Genomic DNA, 17,916 nt, shown 5'->3' on the forward strand with positions numbered 1-17,916 from the left:
GATAAAGAGAGAGACTGGGGGAAGATTTCGATGTTCCAACCAATCATTAAACTTGTAAAATCATTGAAATTTAACTATTTTTCGATATTTTTTATTGGGTTATCTGTATTGTTTCTTTTTACATTCATGTACGGCAGTGTGAAAAAAGAAACGTATGATGTGAAGTCTTTTCAAATTTCACAGGATACCATTCGTTCATTAAAAACGGTTGAAGATACAGTCAAGACGGAACAAGATCGACAGCGTGCTGCTCAAGAAATCGAGCCGGTCTATTTATTTTCGGAGGACGTGGCAAAAAATCGACAAGCCATTGCGACATCGCTGTTTGACATTATCGTGGGTGTGAAAAGTTCAAGCGTGTCAGATTCAGCAAGTAAAGATGAAAAAGCAGCACCAACGAAAGAACAAGTTGCAGAAATCCGCAAGCAATTTGCCAGTTTGGAAAAAGAAGAGCCTAGCTTGCGACTGACAGATGATGCGATTGTTGCGTTGTTAGCGCAGGATATAGATGTTTTACTGAAAATGGAACATGCGCTTGTGACAATTATTGGAGAAGAATTGGCGAAACCGATTAGAACTACAGATTTATCGACTGTTCGGTATGAAGTTGAACAAAAACTTCGTCTGTCGGATGCGATACCATCAACTTCTTTACAAACATTAATTGTACTGAGCCGTTCGCTAGTCGTAGAAACTGAAACGGTCAATGAGGAACTAACACAGAAACGAGTAGAACAGGCAAAGGAAGCGGTTGAACCGACACGTATTTTACAGGGACAAGTAATCGTTCGGGAAGGGCAAGTCATTGACGGAGAAATTTACCGACAATTAGAGTTGGTTGGATTGTTAACGAACCAATCGACTGTCAAACCAATGGCAGGTCTCACCTTATTTGTTTTATTTATTGGAGCGTTATTGTATTTGCATTTCTTTACATGGAATGACAATGAGACTGTGAAGAAAAAGTCCTTGCTTATTGTTTTAACTGTTTTTTTCTTACTCATTATTATGATGAAGCTCATATCCCTCATCGAAAAGGATTTTGACGTCCTGTTAGCGTTCTTATTCCCGACTGCGCTTGCGCCAATGTTAATTAAGCTGTTGACGAATGAGCGGTTGGCGATTTTGGGGACCTTTATGACGGCGGCTACATCCGGAATCATTTTGCATGAAGGCTATGCGGCGATTATTCAGATGGAAGTTGCATTGTACATACTTTTTGGCGGTATTATTAGCTTGTATTTACTTGGAAATAGCGGCCGACGCTCAAGTATTTTACGGACAAGCATAGGTGTGTCTGTCTCTAACATATTATTTATTGGGTTTTATTTACTGATGACACAGTCATCATATGAGTTGCCTGAACTTACTTTTTACTTAATAGCGGCGATTACTTCAGGGATTTTGTCAGGAGCATTGACAATCGGGCTAATGCCGTTTTTCGAGTCCGTCTTTGGATTGTTATCAGATATGCGTCTAATTGAATTATCGAACCCAAATCACCCGTTATTGAAAAAAGTATTGATAGAAACACCTGGCACATATCATCATAGTGTGATGGTAGCCAATTTGTCGGATGCGGCTTGTGAAGCTATCGGTGCAAATGGGCTTCTTGCGAGAGTTGGGAGTTATTACCATGATATTGGGAAAACGATGCGGCCGAATTACTTTATAGAAAATCAATTGGCCGGACAAAATCCACACGATGCATTACCGCCAGAGAAAAGTTGTGATATTATTATTTCGCATGCTGAAGATGGCGCTAAATTACTTGCGAAGCATAAGATGCCCGCAGAAATTGTAGATATTGCGAGGCAACATCATGGGACAAGTTTGTTGAAGTTTTTCTATGTAAAGGCGAAGGAAGCAGGACAAGATGTTACAGACGAAGATTATCGCTACAAAGGTCCGAAGCCTCAAACGAAAGAAATTGCGATTATTTCAATTGCAGATAGCGTAGAAGCGGCAGTCCGTTCAATGAAAGAACCAACCCCGCAAAAAATTGCTGGACTTGTTAGGGCGATTATTAATGATCGATTGAATGACGGGCAATTTGACCAGTGTGATTTGTCAATGAAAGAGCTGAAAAAAGTAGAAACAGTCATTTGTGAAACATTAAACGGGATATTCCATAATCGTATCGAATATCCGAAATAAAAAAGAAAGGCGCTGGTAACTATGATGGAATTTTATTTTGATGATCGAACGGACTCCGTAGACGACGGCATCCATGAGCTTGTGCGCAATTTGCTGAATCATGCAGCGGCAGAAGAAGGGCTGACAGCGGAAACGGAAATTTCGATTACTTTTATGACCGATGAAGACATTCGAGAAGTCAATGCGGAGTATAGAGGGAAGGATTCTGCGACAGATGTGATTTCATTTGCGCTGGAAGAGGTAACGGAAGAGGAAGTTTTAATCGTTGCAGAAGAAGGCATGCCGGTCGTTCTTGGAGACATTATTATCTCTGTAGAAACGGCTAAAAGGCAGGCGGAAGAGTACGGCCATGACTATACGCGGGAAGTAGGTTTTTTAGCACTTCATGGCTTCCTTCATTTACTGGGCTATGACCATATGACGGAAGAAGATGAATTAAAGATGTTCGGTAGGCAGAAGGACATTCTTGCTTCGTTTGGACTGGAGAGGTAAAACGAAGATGCAGAAATTTTTCAAAGCGTTCGTTTATGCTGGAAACGGGATACTTCATGGTATCATAGCAGAGCGGAATGTGAAATTTCATGTGCTAGCGGCAATCATCACCTTTGGAGCCGGTTGGATAACAGGCTTATCGCGGGTGGAGTGGTTTGTGGTTCTGATTTTAATCGGTGGTATGTTGGCGCTTGAATTGATGAATTCAGCAGTCGAGCGTGTTGTGGATCTTGTTACGCAAGAGCGTCATCCACTTGCCAAACAGGCCAAGGATTTGGCTTCGGGTGCTGTGCTGATTTTTGCGGTTGTCAGTGCTGTTATCGGGCTAATGATTTTTCTCCCGAAATGGTTGTAACTGAAATTAGTGGGGCAGGGTAGCGTAATCGATTAAGAAAAGAGGTTGTGATATGGATATGAAAAAATTGCTTGATGAATCGAAAATAGCGCGTGAGAAAGCGTATGTACCTTATTCGAAATTCCCGGTAGGCGCGGCACTCTTAGCAGAAGATGGAACTGTTTATCACGGTTGTAACATTGAGAATTCATCATACAGTATGACCAATTGTGCGGAGCGTACAGCATTTTTTAAAGCTGTTTCAGAAGGTGTTCATACGTTTAAGGCGCTTGCGGTAGTTGGAGATACGGAAGGGCCGATTTCACCATGTGGTGCATGTCGGCAAGTGATAGCGGAGTTTTGTGATGGTGCGATGCCGGTATATTTAACAAATTTAAAAGGAGACGTCCTCGAAACAACGGTAGCAGCATTGTTGCCAGGTGCGTTTTCACAGGAGGATCTTTCTTATGCAGCAAAACAATAAATCATTCAAATCAGGTTTTATCTCGATTATTGGTCGTCCCAATGTTGGGAAATCGACATTTTTAAATCGGGTTGTAGGGCAAAAAATCGCGATTATGAGCGATAAGCCACAGACAACACGCAACAAAGTACAAGGGGTTGTCACAACAGATGACTCGCAATTTGTTTTTATAGATACGCCGGGAATTCATAAGCCAAAGCATAAGCTTGGTGACTTTATGGTAAGGACGGCACGTAATACGTTGAAGGAAGTTGACGTCATTATGTTTATGGTCAATGCGGATGAAGCGATTGGCCGTGGAGATCGTTTTATTATTGAGATGCTTGAAAGTACGAAGACACCTGTATTTTTGATCATCAATAAAATCGATTTGGTTCACCCAGATGATTTGTTAAAAATTATTACGACATATACTGCTGAATATGATTTTGCGGAAATTGTTCCGATTTCTGCGATGAACGGTAACAATGTAGAGCGCCTTATTGAAACATTGACGAAATATTTACCAGAAGGTCCGAAATACTATCCAGACGATCAAGTGACGGACCATCCAGAACGTTTCATTATCTCTGAATTGATTCGTGAAAAGGTACTGCATTTGACGCGGGAAGAAATTCCTCATTCTGTGGCGGTTGTTATTGAGAAGATTGAACGCGAAGAGACACGCGAAATGGTCAATGTTATGGCAACGATTGTCGTCGACCGTGATTCACAGAAAGGCATTGTCATCGGGAAGAAAGGAGCATTGCTGAAGGAGATTGGCACGAAGGCGCGTCATGATATTGAAATGTTACTTGGTTCGAAAGTGTTTCTTGAGCTTTGGGTGAAAGTACAAAAAGATTGGCGCAACAAGCCGGGACAACTGAAGGAATTTGGTTTTAGGGAAGACGAATATTAAGAAAAAAGGAACGTTATTAGCTACGTAATCCACATTATGTGGGCCTGGAGGTGATTGCCTTGCTGAACAAATGGGAAGGAATCATTCTAAGAAGTATTCCATATGGCGAGTCGAACAAAATTGTTACACTTTATACAAAAGAAGCTGGAAAGTTAACCGCAATGGCAAGGGGAGCTAAAAAACCAGCGAGTCGCTTAGCCGCGATTACGCAGCCATTTACACATGGCTCATTCCTTATTCGAACGGGAAGAGGGATGGGGAGCTTGGAACAAGGCGAGCCTATTGATTCGATGCGTCACATTCGTGAAGATCTCGAGGCGACTGCTTATGCGAGTTATGTTGTTGAACTGATCGATCGATTGACAGAGGATAATGAGCGATCTCAAGGTGTTTACGGTCTATTGCATGAGGCGCTTCATGCCATTAATGAGCAATATGATCCTGAAGCGATTGCGCTGTTTGTAGAGTGGAAGATGCTACCGATTGCTGGGATTCATCCTGTGCTGCATCAGTGTGCGAATTGTGGTGCGACAGAAGGAGAGTTTGCTTTTTCTTTTCAAGCAATCGGCTTTCTTTGCCATCGATGTTTTCATGTAGATCGCTATTTAATTCGCATATCACCGACGCAACTGAAGCTGATCCGGACATTTTATACGGTTCCGATTAGTCGAGTGGGCAACCTATCGCTGAAAAAGACGACAAAGCAATTTATGAAAAAGCTGGTTCGGACGATTTACGATGAACAGGTTGGTGTTCGATTAAAATCAAGAGCATTTCTTGATCAGTTAGAAGCGACACCTGAACTATTACCGAGAAAAGAAAAATCGGAGGAAGAAGGCGAATAATGCCTTATTTCTCCGTTTTTTTTTGTCTAAGTGCTAAAACTATATAAATTGAAATAAAGAATCTCACTAACACCGCTCGGCGCTTGCGGATGCCTCCATAAGCCAGTCAGAAAACCACTGCCAGTCTTATGGCTTCGGTGACTGCTTGTAAGGCGCCTTCGCTGGATAGTAGATGAAAATCATAAGTTTAGCCTATATAAAAAGAACCTAAACAATTTGCACTGTCTAGGTTCTTTTCTTGATTAAAATTCAAGGTGTTTTGCAATGTATGCTTTTACTTCTTCAATCGGCATACGTACTTGCTCCATTGAGTCGCGGTGACGAACTGTTACTTGACGATCTTCTTCAGAATCAAAGTCATACGTAATGCAGAATGGTGTTCCGATTTCATCTTGACGGCGGTAGCGTCTACCGATAGATTGAGAATCATCGTATTGCACATTGAAATGTTTCGCTAGTTCTGCGTAAACAGATTCTGCACCATCAGCTAGTTTCTTTGATAATGGCAGAACTGCTGCTTTGACAGGTGCAAGAGCAGGGTGGAAGCGAAGTACAGTACGTTTATCATCGCCTTCAAGCTCTTCTTCATCGTATGCATCACATAGGAACGCAAGTGTTACACGATCCGCCCCAAGAGATGGCTCGATGCAATATGGCACGAATTTTTCATTTGTTACAGGGTCTTGGTAGTGGAAGTCTTCGCCTGAATGCTCCATATGGCGCTTTAAGTCAAAGTCTGTACGGTTCGCAATACCCCATAGCTCGCCCCAACCGAATGGGAATTTGTATTCGATGTCAACAGTCCCTTTAGAGTAGTGGGAAAGTTCGTCTTCATTATGCTCACGTAGGCGCATATTGTCTTCCGTCATGCTGAGATTCAACAAGAATTGTTTTGAATAATCGCGCCAGTATTCATACCATTTCATATCTTCGCCAGGCTTACAGAAGAATTCAAGCTCCATTTGTTCGAATTCACGTGTACGGAATGTGAAGTTACCTGGTGTAATTTCGTTACGGAAACTTTTACCGATTTGTGCAATACCGAAAGGCATTTTCTTTCTCATTGAACGTTGGACATTTTTAAAGTTGACGAAGATTCCTTGAGCTGTTTCAGGACGAAGGAAAATTTCGTTTGCTGACGAATCCGTCACACCTTGTGATGTTTTAAACATTAAGTTGAACTGACGGATTTCCGTATAGTCCATTGCGCCACAAGTTGGGCAAATGACATTATGTTCTTGAACAAGGTCGGACATTTTGTCGAAAGACAGACCATCAACGACCATTTCAATGCCTTTTGCATCTAATGCATCTTCAATCAGTTTGTCTGCACGATGGCGTGTTTTACATTTTTTACAGTCGATCATTGGATCATTGAAGTTTCCGATATGGCCGGAAGCTGCCCATACTTTTGGATTCATCAGAATGGCTGCATCGAGTCCAACGTTATACGGTGACTCCTGAATGAATTTCTGCCACCAAGCTTTTTTTACATTGTTTTTCAGCTCGATACCAAGTGGACCATAATCCCATGTATTTGCAAGGCCACCATAAATTTCAGAGCCTGGGAAAACGAAACCTCTTTGTTTTGCTAAGTTAACGATTTGTTCCATTGACAACTTTGACATAATAAATCCCTCCAATTATTTAAATATGCCGAGGCTTAGGTTTGCTTATGCCGAACCAAATTAAAAAGCACCCATCCCCGGACATAATGTCCGGGGACGAGTGCATGATAACCCGCGGTTCCACCCCGATTGACTGCCTAGACAGTCCTCTTTATTAAATCATTGGCTCCAGGTTGCCGTTTCATGTCGGTACGGGCTCTCACCATCCCCGTTCGCTTCGTTTTGACACTACTTATCGACCTATCTCCGCCTATTCAATTCTTTTTTAGTCTATCACGGTTCCGCTTTCTTCGCAATAGTTGGCGTCTTCGTATATAATAATCGAGGATAAAGAATTGAACGATTAGGGCGGTGACACATATGGAACTGAATAAGCGCCAGACGGAGATCCTTGCAATCGTCAAAGCTGATGGGCCAATTACTGGCGAACAAATTGCAGAACGACTTACGCTAGCGAGGGCTACAATCCGTCCAGATTTAGCCATATTGACGATGGCAGGCTATTTGGATGCGAGACCTCGTGTTGGCTATTTCTATTCTGGAAAGAAACCAGTCCAATCGGTTGCTGACAGTATGATCGGTATGAAAGTACGTGATTTTCAGTCAATCCCGGTCGTAGTAGCAGAAAACATCTCGGTCTATGACGCGATTTGCCAGATGTTCTTAGAAGACGTTGGCACGCTGTTTGTCGTGGATAGTTCTTCGCTTCTTACAGGGGTCCTTTCAAGAAAAGATTTATTGCGAACAAGCTTGGGGAATAAAGATTTAGAGAAAATTCCTGTGCATGTGATTATGACGCGAATGCCAAATATTACGTATTGTAACAAGCAGGATACGTTATTGTTTGTGGCGAAGAAAATGATAGACCAGCAGATTGATTCCTTGCCTGTCGTTGTGGACAAAGGGAAAGGCCTGGAAGTCATTGGAAGGATAACGAAAACGAATATTACCGCAGCCTTTCTGTCACTTGCGGATGACCATGAATTATGAGGGGGATTCAATGATAAAGTTAACATTGTTCATCGTTTCCGACTCTGTTGGAGAAACGGCCGACTTGGTTGCGAAGGCGGCTGCAAGTCAGTTCAAGCAAGGGCTTGAGACCGTTTCATTGAAACGATTTTCACATATTGAAGAAGAATCACAATTAGGTGAAATTGCATTTTTGGCAAAACAACAACATGCTGTTATTATTTACACACTTGTTAAAAGCAATATGCGTAAGAAGCTCAAAGAGGAGTGTCTAGCTAAAGGTGTGGATTGTATTGATTTGCTAGGCCCGGTCGTTGAGAAAATTGGCGTAGAGCTCGACGAACAGCCATTGGAAGAGCCTGGACTTGTACGACAATTGGATGAGGATTATTTCAGAAAAATTGAAGCGATTGAATTTGCGGTTAAATATGACGATGGTAGAGATCCACGTGGAATTTTGAAGGCAGATATTGTTCTTGTCGGTGTTTCTCGCACTTCAAAAACCCCATTATCGCAGTACCTCGCACATAAACGTTATAAAGTAGCGAATGTACCGCTTGTACCTGAAGTCGATCCGCCAGAAGAGTTATTTCATATTAATCCCGAGAAATGCTTTGGATTGATTATTTCACCGGAGAAATTGAACTCGATTCGCAAAGAACGGCTCATTGCACTCGGCTTAAAGGATGATGCGAATTATGCCCGCGTCGAACGCATTACGAATGAAATACAGCATTTTGAAAATGTTGTGAAAAAAATTGGTTGTCCAGTTATTGATGTGACGAATCGTGCTGTGGAAGAAACTGCAAATGTTATTTTAAACGAAATTACAAATCGCAATCGAAACCGTTAAGTAGCATAAATATTCACATGTGACATGGACGTATAATGTGAGAGGAGGACCGCCCATTGAATAGGGGTGGTTCTTCTTTTGCGGATGATGTAAAATAGTTTTTTGGAATACCGGTGTGAATTAAGAGAAAAAATCTTTGTACTAGTGTAATATAAAAGTTTCGAAGTATAATCGAAAATATTTTGTCGAATACAAAGGGTTTTTGAATAATTTCTCGAAATCAAGTAGATAGGGTGGAAAATGGTGATACGATGACGAGAATACCAGAGGAAACAATCGAAGCAGTTCGTTCACAAACGGATATTGTCGATTTAATCGGCGAATACGTGCAACTGACGAAAAGAGGTAAAAACTGGTTCGGACTCTGCCCATTCCATGGCGAAAGTACCCCATCTTTTTCAGTCTCAGAGGACAAGCAATTATTCCATTGTTTTGGATGTAGTGCTAGTGGTAATGCCATCACTTTTGTAATGGATATTGAGAATAGTCCGTTTACGGAGGCGGTTGTGAAGCTTGCAGAGCGAACTGGGATTGAAATAGATGTAACTGTAAGTGAAGGGGCTGGAGCGAAACCACACAATGAGTATAAGCAAATGATTGAAGCACATGCCCTAGCCGCTAATTTTTACAGTCATTTACTTTTAAACACTGTGGAAGGTGAAGAAGCACTACAATATCTTGAAAAAAGAGGGTTTACGCGAGAGAGTATCGAAAAATATGGAATTGGGTGGTCGCTCAATGAGCGAGATGCACTAGCCAATTTACTGAAACGAAAAAGTTTCGACATGAGAGAAATGGAACGTGCTGGGCTTTGTATCATGAAAGATGATGGAACAGGCTATTTCGATCGATTCCGTGGACGTATTATGTTTCCCCTTCATGACGATAATGGCAACGTCGTAGCATTTTCAGGACGCATTCTTGTAGCGATGAATCAGGAGGCCAAATACCTCAATAGTCCTGAAACCCCGATCTTTGAAAAAAGTCGAATATTATATAATATGCATAATGCACGTCTTAACGTCCGAAAATCGGGTAAAGTAATACTGTTTGAAGGTTTTATGGATACGATAGCAGCTGATCGAGCCGGTGTGTCGAATGGTGTCGCCGTAATGGGGACATCCTTATCAGATGCACATCTTATAAAGTTAAAACGCATGGCTAAAAACATGATTATTTGCTGTGATGGCGATGATGCAGGATGGGAAGCAGCAAAACGTTTTGCAATTATGGCCGCAAAAAAAGAAATGGATGTTGAAATAGCGCTTTTACCAGGGCGTATGGATCCAGATGACTACATTAGTGAATATGGTGGAGATGCTTTCCGAGAGAAAATTATCGACAACCCACATTCGTATATGTCTTTCATCATGGCTTATGCTAAACGATCTAAGAATTTATCCTATGAAAATGATGTATTGCAATACATTCATGAGGTGTTAGAAGAATTAGCATTGCGTACATCTCCAGTTGAAAGGGATTTATACATTCGCCAACTTTCGACAGAAACAGGCATTTCAGACGAAGCTATTCATCAACAATTTATGAAAATGGCGGGGCAACGCGCAAAACAAGCGAAAGCTGAGCCGTTACAAGAACGTCCAGTTCAAACAGCGGTCATGATTCCTGACAAGAAGAGAACGGGGACAGAGCGGGCGGAGCGTTTGCTGCTCTGCCACTTGATGAACGATGGCGCTTTGTTTGATCGAATTCGGGAGAACAAGCACGAATTGTTTATCCGGGATGACTATGCTGCGTTATTTGTGCGGTTGGCGGGGTTTTATGAACAATTTGGAACTCCGGATTTTCATCGGTTCGCCGAGTCATTGGAGGACCGTGAATTACGGAAAATTGTTTTGGAAGCCGCCATGGTTGAGAGAGACCCGGAACATGCAGAACAAGAAATTGAGGATTGCATTCATTATTTAGAAAAATATCGAATAACGATGACAATTCAAGAGAAAATGCACGAATCGAAAGTAGCAGAAAAGAGCAATGATCATACCCGGGCGCTGGAGCTGGCCAGGGAAATTATACAGCTCCGGAAATCATTGTCGGCATTGTAGCCGTATTCCGGTGTACGAAGGAGGAACGGGTAAGATGAGTAAAAAAGAACTATCTGGAGAATTGGAAAACGAGATGACAATAGAAGAGGCAAAAGCGAATTTATTAGAAGCAGGGAAGAAGTCAGGTGAACTGACGCTGGACGAGGTGACAGAAAAATTATCCGCATACGAGATGGAGCCGGATCAATTTGAAGAATTCCTTGACCAAATTGAAGCACAAGGGATTGAAATGGATCGTAAAGCAGAGGACGAGCCTAGCGAAAGCGGAGCAAAAGGAGCTGCTGAAGATTCACAATTCGATTTGAATGATCTAAGCGTGCCACCAGGTGTTAAAATCAATGACCCGGTACGTATGTATTTGAAAGAAATCGGTCGGGTAGACCTCCTTACAGGGGAGGAAGAAGTCAAGCTCGCGATTCGTATTATAGAAGGCGATGAAGAGGCGAAAAAGCGACTTGCGGAAGCAAACCTTCGTCTCGTTGTTAGTATTGCTAAACGCTACGTAGGTCGTGGTATGTTGTTCTTGGATTTAATTCAGGAAGGGAATATGGGGCTTATTAAAGCGGTTGAGAAGTTTGATCATACGAAAGGTTTCAAATTCAGTACGTATGCGACTTGGTGGATTCGTCAGGCGATTACGCGTGCGATTGCGGACCAAGCCCGGACGATTCGAATTCCAGTTCATATGGTTGAGACGATTAACAAGCTTATTCGTGTACAACGTCAGCTTTTGCAGGATTTAGGACGTGAACCTTCACCGGAAGAAATCGGGGAAGAGATGGATTTAACAGCTGAAAAAGTGCGTGAAATATTGAAGATTGCGCAAGAGCCTGTATCATTGGAAACGCCAATTGGTGAAGAAGACGATTCTCATCTTGGTGATTTCATCGAAGACTCTGAAGCACAATCCCCTTCAGATCACGCAGCGTACGAGTTGCTGAAGGAACAGTTAGAAGATGTACTTGACACACTAACAGATCGTGAAGAGAACGTTTTACGACTCCGTTTCGGATTGGATGACGGACGTACACGGACGCTGGAGGAAGTTGGGAAAGTATTCGGTGTTACACGTGAACGGATTCGTCAGATTGAAGCGAAAGCGCTACGCAAGTTACGCCATCCATCAAGAAGTAAGCGACTAAAAGATTTCTTAGAATAATAAAAAAGTGCATCGGCATGTTTACGTGCCGATGCTTTTTACGATTTACGATGTTATTAGGAGCGACTGTCAAATGAATCCAAAAAGAAAACAAATTATTATTTCGGAAATTAAGTATTGGAAGCAAAATAAGTTGCTGCCTGCGCATTATTGCGATTTTTTGATTACGTTATATGCGCGGGGAGAAGAGGATATTGAACAAGAAGTGAAGGCGACGAAAGGGATACTCGTCAAAGAGAAAAAAAGAATGAATCGGATGCTAATACTTCTAGCTGCAGTAGCGTTATTGGTGAGCGGGAGCATGTTTATGGTTGTTCAATATCCGGCAGTAACGATTGGACTGACAGTGATTGTCACCATACTGTTTTTGCTATTTACATTACGAAAATCCGTTGCTGAAACAGCTATCATGCCTTTCATTTACATATTAACGGCATTTATGTTGCTCGCTATGTCATTAAAAATTTGGTTCGTATTTTTTGAAGGACAGACGATGTTACTTATTGGCTTGCTGATTGTGAACTGTGCATTGTGGTTATTTGCAGGACGTCTGCTCAAATTGCTCTATTTCACGATATCAGGTGCTGCAGGGTTATTGCTAATTATCGGTTTTCTATTCATCTCTTTCTAAGTTTGTAGTTTTTGCTGTGAAAATGTGAGACATATCTGTATAATCGATGTGTAAGCGTTTACAACGAAGGGGATGAGGATGTTGAATTTCGATCTAACAGAAGAACAGCAAATGATTAAAAAAATGATTCGGGAATTTGCAGATGAAGTGGTTGCACCTGGGGCGATTGAGCGTGATCGAACAAAAGAATTTCCTGTGGAAGTTTTTAAGCAACTAGCGGATATGGGTATGATGGGGCTACCTTTTTCCGAAGAATATGGGGGCGGGGGAGCCGATACCATTAGCTTTGCCATTGTGACCGAGGAATTGAGCCGCGCATGTGCGTCGACTGGTATTACTTATTCGGCACATATCTCATTAGGAGGAGCACCGCTCAATTTATTTGGCACGGAGGAGCAAAAGCAGCGTTATTTGACGCCAATTTGTACAGGAGAGTCCTTTGGTGCGTTTGGTCTGACAGAACCGAATGCTGGATCGGATGCGGGGGGGACGCAGACGACAGCGAAAGAAGATGGAGAGGATTTTGTCATCAACGGTTCAAAGGTTTACATTACTAATGCTAGTTATGCCAAACATCTTGCACTTACGGCAATCACCGGCAATGAAAACGGTAAAAAAGAAATTAGCGCAATCATTGTACCGACAGATGCGAAAGGTTTCACGGTTATTGATAATTACGAAAAAATGGGTCTCAACGCCTCTAACACAACAGAACTTGTGCTTGAAAATGTAAGGGTGCCACAAGAAAACCTATTAGGCAAGCGAGGCAATGGATTCCGACAGTTTCTCGTGACACTTGATGGGGGGCGTATCGGCATTGGTGCAATGGCTGTCGGCATTGCGCAGGCTGCATTTGATCGTGCGCTTCGTTATTCAAAAGAACGGAAACAATTTGGGAAAGCATTGTCCGAGTTTCAAATTACACAATTCAAATTAGCCGATATGGCGATGAAAATAGAATTGGCACGTAATATGGTGCATAAAGCGGCCTGGTTGAAAGATCAAGGACGTACTTTTTCAAAAGAAGCATCGATGTGTAAGCTGTACGCTTCAGAAATTGCGATGGAGGTAGCCAATGAAGCCATTCAAATTCATGGAGGTTACGGCTATATGAAAGAATATGAAGTTGAACGTTATATGCGTGATGCAAAGCTTCTTGAAATAGGGGAAGGGACTTCAGAAGTCCAGCGCATGGTCATCGCTAGACTGATTGGTTGCTAATAATGCGTTAAAGTAGGATTATAGAGAAAAATTATGTCGAATTTGTCACAAAGAATGAAAAGTATATGGATAACTCTTTCAGTTTTCAATAGGATACAGTACAATAATAAATGTGCACTGTATTTATTACAGAATAGATTATAAATTGAAGGAGGGTAACTCAATTGGGTAAAAATCCTGTAGTACCTTATCTTCTGATTTTCGCGCTTGGTATTGGACTTATTTTCTTCATGTCCCTCTATGGACTTGATCAGAAAAAGGAAATCGCAAGTCAGAATGATGATGGGAAAACTGAAGAAACAACAGATTCAGCTGAATTTGATGCTGAAGCGGTTGCTCAAGGTAAATGTATCGGCTGTCACGGTGGTGACCTTTCAGGCGGAATGGGACCTGGTTTAGTAGGAACTAGCTTATCGAAAGATGACATTAAAGCAATTGTCAAAGACGGTAAAGGGACTATGCCAGCACAAGGTATCACAGATGATGCTGAACTAGATGCAATGGCAGACTACATCCTATCGCTTAAATAATTCATAATGTGTAAAGAGCTGTCAGTCAGCAGATGTATTCTGTTGACTGACAGCTCTTTCTATTTGCCTTTGTTTAGCGGATAGAAGATGCAAAGCGTATCGATATCTTATACAATACTAGTAAGAAAAGTACAAGTAACCCGTTTAAAGAGGCTGGCATGGAGTCTATGCTGATTGGGCGTCTTGTGCTTGGAAGTTGGATGTAATGAAAGGTGGAAGTTACTTGAATACGGAACGATTATCAAATAGGCTTGCAGCTGTCGCAGCTTTTGTCGAAAAAGGGGCAATTGTTGCAGACATCGGCAGTGATCATGCCTACTTACCTTGTTTTCTCATTCATACAGGGCAAGTGCAACATGCAGTTGCGGGAGAGGTAGCGAAAGGGCCGTATGACTCGGCTGTTAGGAATGTGCGACGCGAAGGGCTTGCGGATGCGGTAACCGTTCGACTAGCGGATGGCTTGCTGGCGATTGAAGAAAGCGATGCTGTCGATACAGTAACCATTGCAGGAATGGGTGGTCCACTGATTGCGACGATTTTGGAAAATGGGAAGCAGCGTTTAACACATGTCAAACGCATTATTACACAGCCTAATATTCACGCAAAAGCGATACGTGAATGGGCGGTTCACAATGATTGGAAAATTACAGATGAACAAATATTGCAGGAAGACGGCAAAATTTATGAGATTATTGTCCTAGAAAAAGGGCAGGCAACGTATGATGATGTCGAATTGCTTGTAGGACCGTTGCTCAGTACGGAGAAATCGGCAGTGTTTCTTGAAAAATGGGAAAGGGAATTATCCGAATGGCATCGTGTGCTTGATTCGCTTGAAAAGGCAGAGAAAACGGAGGCAATTCGCATAAAATCTGAGCAGCTGAAAGAGCAAATCAATTTGGTCGGAAAGGTGTTGGCGATATGAAAAAAGTGAATGGGCACGAGATTATTACGCTTTTTGAACAATGGTCACCGAAGCGCTTTGCGATGGAAGGGGATCCAGTTGGTCTACATATTGGGCAGCTAAACAGAGCGGTTGAAAATGTATTGGTCACATTGGATGTCAATGAGGAAGTAATTGATGAAGCAATCCGGAAAGGCGCTACACTGGTCCTTGCGCATCATCCACCTATTTTTAGGCCGTTGAAAGGGATTGCGACGGACACACCACAAGGAAGAATGATTGAAAAGTGCATAAAAAAAGATATTGCTGTTTACGCAGCTCATACGAATCTTGATGTTGCACGGGGTGGCGTGAATGATATGCTGGCAGCGAAATTAGGTCTCGTTGATACAGAAATTCTTGAATCTACTTATTCTGAACCGCTTTATAAGCTAAGCATCTTCAGCCCAGTGACACATGCAGAGGCGATACGACAGGCATTAGTGCAAGCGGGTGCGGGGGCGATTGGTGAGTACACGGGCTGCAGTTTTAGCTCAGTAGGAACCGGACGTTTTACACCAGGAGCAGATGCAAATCCCTATATTGGTGAAAGTGGAACGGGGGAAGTTGTTGAGGAAGAGAAAATCGAAGTCGTTCTCCCAGGTTCACTTCGCAATCAAGTGCTGAAGGCCATGTTGGCTAGCCATCCATATGAAGAGCCTGCATATGATGTGGTACTGCTCGACCAGCAGGCTGATGAATATGGATTAGGTCGTGTTGGCAAACTCGCTGAAAAAACGACGCTCACTGCATTTGCCGCATATGTGAAAAATGTGTTTGGTGTTCCAGCGCTTCGCTTTGTCGGTCATCCTGATACGCCAATTCGAAAAGTAGCTGTGCTCGGTGGGGACGGCAATAAATATATTGGAGCTGCTAAGAGACGTGGGGCAGACGTGCTTGTAACAGGCGATTTATACTATCATGTTGCCCATGATGCACAAGCGATGGGACTTGCTGTCATCGACCCGGGGCATAATATTGAAAAAGTGATGATTCATGGGGTGGCAGAATATATGCAAGGAGCTTGTACGCGGGCAGGATATGATGTGACGTTTCTTGAATCAGAAATCATTACGGAACCATTTACGTTTATCTGAATTCAGCAGAAAAACCTTGCTTCCATTAGTGCGTAATTGATATGAATAACTATGCTAAAAACCGGTCACTTCACGTTTGAAGGACCGGTTTTTGTTAGTGCTATTTTTATGACGTAGTATATGGTTCAATGCGTTCGACAGGCGTCGGATTTTTAATTTTAGGTAAGATTTTTTCAAGCTGGAATTTACGCTCAGGAAGATGTGTAGTAGCATCTTCGGGATCGAACTTTTCAAGAAACGCGATGACTTCACGAACGATTAATGTCGGTGTCGATGCGCCCGCAGTAACAGAAACCGTATTGACACCTTCTAGCCATTTGACGTCTAGCTCAGAGACGTCTGAAATGCGGTAGGAAGGAGTATCTGCAATTTCAACAGAAACCTGTGTTAGTCGATTGGAGTTGTTACTCTTCGGATCCCCTACAACGATGAGCAGATCAGATTGGCCTGCTTGCTCTGCCACTGCTTCTTGTCTGACTTGTGTTGCGAGACAAATTTCTTTATGGACTTCGATATGCGGATACTTCAATTTGAGTGCGTCCATAATATGAACAACATCCCATTGACTCATCGTCGTTTGGTTTGTGACGAGCAATTTGTCGTTTTGAATGGTTAAATTTTCAACATCTTCAATTGTTTCAATGAGATGGACCGCAGTTGGTGCCACGCCGATTGCACCTTCAGGCTCTGGATGATATTTTTTACCGATGTAAATGATGTCATAGCCTTCGGAAGTCTTTTCCTCAATCAAATCATGGGTAACCGTTACATCTGGGCAAGTCGCATCGATGGACACAAGCCCTTTTCTTTTGGCGAGTTCGCGAACTTCGGGAGATACACCGTGAGCCGTGAAAATCACTGTGCCCGTATCGACCTTTTCCAAAATTTCGAGACGATTTTTTCCATCCAGTGTGATGATGCCATCTTCTTCAAATGCATCTGTTACATGTTTGTTATGGACAATCATTCCTAATATATAAATGGGCCTCGGCAACGTTTTGTCGAGTGCCGCATTTCTTGCGATGATCATTGCATCGACAACCCCATAGCAATATCCTCTAGGGGAAATCTTCAATACTTTCATGCATTACCACTCCTCAAATAGAGATATACATCCTATTATAGCGGAGTCATGCGACTGATTCAAAAATTATAGATTGGGTGGCTGGAAGATACGTGGAATGGAACTGCCGAGCGATGCGCTTTGGGCCACAGTTGAGGCTCCGGTACTGGCAGCTCCTGCTGCGGCAGCCCCAGCCCCAGCTGCGGGAAGGGATTGGAATCCTTTATAAAGTCTCCACATGGCGGGTAAGTTCTGGACCATAGGTGCAAATTGCTGAACGATTGGCGCGAATTGTTGCGCCGTATTCATGAACTGATTGGCGGTTTGCATATAAGCTTCTAAGCGTGATGGCGATTGTTGCATACCCTGTCCGGGCATTTGATTGGAAGCTGGCTCATTCATCATCGGACCGTTTGGGAAGGGGTTTGCTTGCCCTTGCCCCATTTGAGGAGGTGGTGCGAAGCTCATTTGTTGTCCCATAGGAAGGGGCTGCGCTTGTTGTCCAGCGAATGGATAAAAGGTTTGATACCTCATAATGATCTCCTTTCA

The 17,916-nt window shown here is 42.6% G+C and carries 18 protein-coding genes; 15 read left to right on the plus strand and 3 right to left on the minus strand.

Features of this window, described 5'->3' with window-relative positions:
• Positions 1-30 precede the first annotated feature (30 nt).
• From MKY34_RS13160 to recO, 6 genes are read left to right on the plus strand one after another with little or no spacing between them, the layout of a single operon-like run.
• Positions 31-2,157, plus strand: a complete 2,127-nt coding sequence (locus MKY34_RS13160; protein ID WP_342511283.1) for an HDIG domain-containing metalloprotein — start codon at positions 31-33, stop codon at positions 2,155-2,157.
• A gap of 21 nt (positions 2,158-2,178) precedes the next feature.
• On the plus strand, positions 2,179-2,649 hold the full coding sequence (gene ybeY / locus MKY34_RS13165; protein WP_342511285.1) for an rRNA maturation RNase YbeY: 471 nt from the start codon (positions 2,179-2,181) through the stop codon (positions 2,647-2,649).
• Between the two features lie 7 nt (positions 2,650-2,656).
• On the plus strand, positions 2,657-3,004 hold the full coding sequence (locus tag MKY34_RS13170) for a diacylglycerol kinase family protein (RefSeq protein WP_342511286.1): 348 nt from the start codon (positions 2,657-2,659) through the stop codon (positions 3,002-3,004).
• A gap of 52 nt (positions 3,005-3,056) precedes the next feature.
• Positions 3,057-3,467 (plus strand): cytidine deaminase, encoded by a 411-nt coding sequence (locus MKY34_RS13175; RefSeq protein WP_342511288.1) that lies wholly within the window; start codon positions 3,057-3,059, stop codon positions 3,465-3,467.
• Entirely contained in the window at positions 3,451-4,365 is a 915-nt protein-coding gene (era, locus tag MKY34_RS13180; protein WP_342511289.1) for a GTPase Era, read from the plus strand. Before MKY34_RS13175 ends, era begins: the two co-directional genes overlap by 17 nt.
• A 59-nt stretch (positions 4,366-4,424) precedes the next feature.
• Positions 4,425-5,210, plus strand: coding sequence for a DNA repair protein RecO (recO, locus tag MKY34_RS13185; protein WP_342511291.1), 786 nt, complete (start codon positions 4,425-4,427; stop codon positions 5,208-5,210).
• A gap of 242 nt (positions 5,211-5,452) precedes the next feature.
• Here recO and MKY34_RS13190 read toward each other — a convergent pair whose 3' ends face one another.
• Positions 5,453-6,838 (minus strand): glycine--tRNA ligase, encoded by a 1,386-nt coding sequence (locus tag MKY34_RS13190; protein ID WP_342511293.1) that lies wholly within the window; start codon positions 6,836-6,838, stop codon positions 5,453-5,455.
• Between the two features lie 351 nt (positions 6,839-7,189).
• Here MKY34_RS13190 and MKY34_RS13195 point away from each other — a divergent pair, with 351 nt between their 5' ends.
• The 9 genes from MKY34_RS13195 (at position 7,190) to MKY34_RS13235 (ending at position 16,304) form a co-directional block, all read left to right on the plus strand.
• A complete protein-coding gene (locus MKY34_RS13195; protein ID WP_342511295.1) occupies positions 7,190-7,828 on the plus strand; it encodes a helix-turn-helix transcriptional regulator in 639 nt (212 codons plus the stop codon).
• Between the two features lie 10 nt (positions 7,829-7,838).
• Positions 7,839-8,660: a pyruvate, water dikinase regulatory protein gene (locus MKY34_RS13200; protein WP_342511297.1), complete on the plus strand. Its 822-nt coding sequence runs from the start codon at positions 7,839-7,841 to the stop codon at positions 8,658-8,660.
• Between the two features lie 251 nt (positions 8,661-8,911).
• Complete coding sequence (gene dnaG, locus MKY34_RS13205) at positions 8,912-10,726, plus strand: DNA primase (RefSeq protein ID WP_342511299.1); 1,815 nt, start codon at positions 8,912-8,914, stop codon at positions 10,724-10,726.
• A 34-nt stretch (positions 10,727-10,760) separates the two neighbouring features.
• Positions 10,761-11,885, plus strand: coding sequence for an RNA polymerase sigma factor RpoD (rpoD, locus tag MKY34_RS13210; protein ID WP_342511302.1), 1,125 nt, complete (start codon positions 10,761-10,763; stop codon positions 11,883-11,885).
• A gap of 73 nt (positions 11,886-11,958) precedes the next feature.
• Entirely contained in the window at positions 11,959-12,516 is a 558-nt protein-coding gene (locus tag MKY34_RS13215) for a hypothetical protein (protein WP_342511304.1), read from the plus strand.
• Between the two features lie 81 nt (positions 12,517-12,597).
• Positions 12,598-13,737: an acyl-CoA dehydrogenase family protein gene (locus MKY34_RS13220; protein WP_342511306.1), complete on the plus strand. Its 1,140-nt coding sequence runs from the start codon at positions 12,598-12,600 to the stop codon at positions 13,735-13,737.
• 164 nt (positions 13,738-13,901) lie between these two features.
• Positions 13,902-14,267 carry a cytochrome c550 gene (cccA, locus tag MKY34_RS13225; protein ID WP_342511309.1) on the plus strand — a complete coding sequence of 122 codons (366 nt, stop codon included), beginning with the start codon at positions 13,902-13,904 and terminating at the stop codon, positions 14,265-14,267.
• Positions 14,268-14,490: 223 nt separating this feature from the next.
• The gene (locus tag MKY34_RS13230) at positions 14,491-15,189 is read left to right on the plus strand and encodes a tRNA (adenine(22)-N(1))-methyltransferase TrmK (protein ID WP_342511310.1); all 699 of its coding nucleotides are present in this window, start codon (positions 14,491-14,493) and stop codon (positions 15,187-15,189) included.
• Positions 15,186-16,304 (plus strand): Nif3-like dinuclear metal center hexameric protein, encoded by a 1,119-nt coding sequence (locus MKY34_RS13235; protein WP_342511312.1) that lies wholly within the window; start codon positions 15,186-15,188, stop codon positions 16,302-16,304. The genes MKY34_RS13230 and MKY34_RS13235 overlap by 4 nt, the downstream gene beginning before the upstream one ends.
• Before the next feature lie 106 nt (positions 16,305-16,410).
• Here MKY34_RS13235 and MKY34_RS13240 read toward each other — a convergent pair whose 3' ends face one another.
• Positions 16,411-17,388: a 4-hydroxy-3-methylbut-2-enyl diphosphate reductase gene (locus tag MKY34_RS13240; protein ID WP_342511314.1), complete on the minus strand. Its 978-nt coding sequence runs from the start codon at positions 17,386-17,388 to the stop codon at positions 16,411-16,413.
• Positions 17,389-17,454: 66 nt separating this feature from the next.
• Positions 17,455-17,901 carry a VrrA/YqfQ family protein gene (gene vrrA / locus MKY34_RS13245; RefSeq protein ID WP_342511316.1) on the minus strand — a complete coding sequence of 149 codons (447 nt, stop codon included), beginning with the start codon at positions 17,899-17,901 and terminating at the stop codon, positions 17,455-17,457.
• Positions 17,902-17,916: the final 15 nt, after the last annotated feature.

Source organism: Sporosarcina sp. FSL K6-1522 (genome assembly GCF_038622445.1).
In the GTDB taxonomy this organism is placed as follows: Bacteria; Bacillota; Bacilli; order Bacillales_A; family Planococcaceae; genus Sporosarcina.

Coding starts and splice junctions, on each gene's coding strand:
- MKY34_RS13175 (WP_342511288.1), top strand. CDS start 3,057: ATGGATATGAAAAAATTGCTTGATGAATCGAAAATAGCGCGTGAGAAA.
- MKY34_RS13170 (WP_342511286.1), top strand. CDS start 2,657: ATGCAGAAATTTTTCAAAGCGTTCGTTTATGCTGGAAACGGGATACTT.
- MKY34_RS13215 (WP_342511304.1), top strand. CDS start 11,959: ATGAATCCAAAAAGAAAACAAATTATTATTTCGGAAATTAAGTATTGG.
- rpoD (WP_342511302.1), top strand. CDS start 10,761: ATGAGTAAAAAAGAACTATCTGGAGAATTGGAAAACGAGATGACAATA.
- dnaG (WP_342511299.1), top strand. CDS start 8,912: ATGACGAGAATACCAGAGGAAACAATCGAAGCAGTTCGTTCACAAACG.
- MKY34_RS13200 (WP_342511297.1), top strand. CDS start 7,839: ATGATAAAGTTAACATTGTTCATCGTTTCCGACTCTGTTGGAGAAACG.
- MKY34_RS13235 (WP_342511312.1), top strand. CDS start 15,186: ATGAAAAAAGTGAATGGGCACGAGATTATTACGCTTTTTGAACAATGG.
- vrrA (WP_342511316.1), bottom strand. CDS start 17,901: ATGAGGTATCAAACCTTTTATCCATTCGCTGGACAACAAGCGCAGCCC.
- ybeY (WP_342511285.1), top strand. CDS start 2,179: ATGATGGAATTTTATTTTGATGATCGAACGGACTCCGTAGACGACGGC.
- MKY34_RS13190 (WP_342511293.1), bottom strand. CDS start 6,838: ATGTCAAAGTTGTCAATGGAACAAATCGTTAACTTAGCAAAACAAAGA.
- MKY34_RS13240 (WP_342511314.1), bottom strand. CDS start 17,388: ATGAAAGTATTGAAGATTTCCCCTAGAGGATATTGCTATGGGGTTGTC.
- era (WP_342511289.1), top strand. CDS start 3,451: ATGCAGCAAAACAATAAATCATTCAAATCAGGTTTTATCTCGATTATT.
- MKY34_RS13160 (WP_342511283.1), top strand. CDS start 31: ATGTTCCAACCAATCATTAAACTTGTAAAATCATTGAAATTTAACTAT.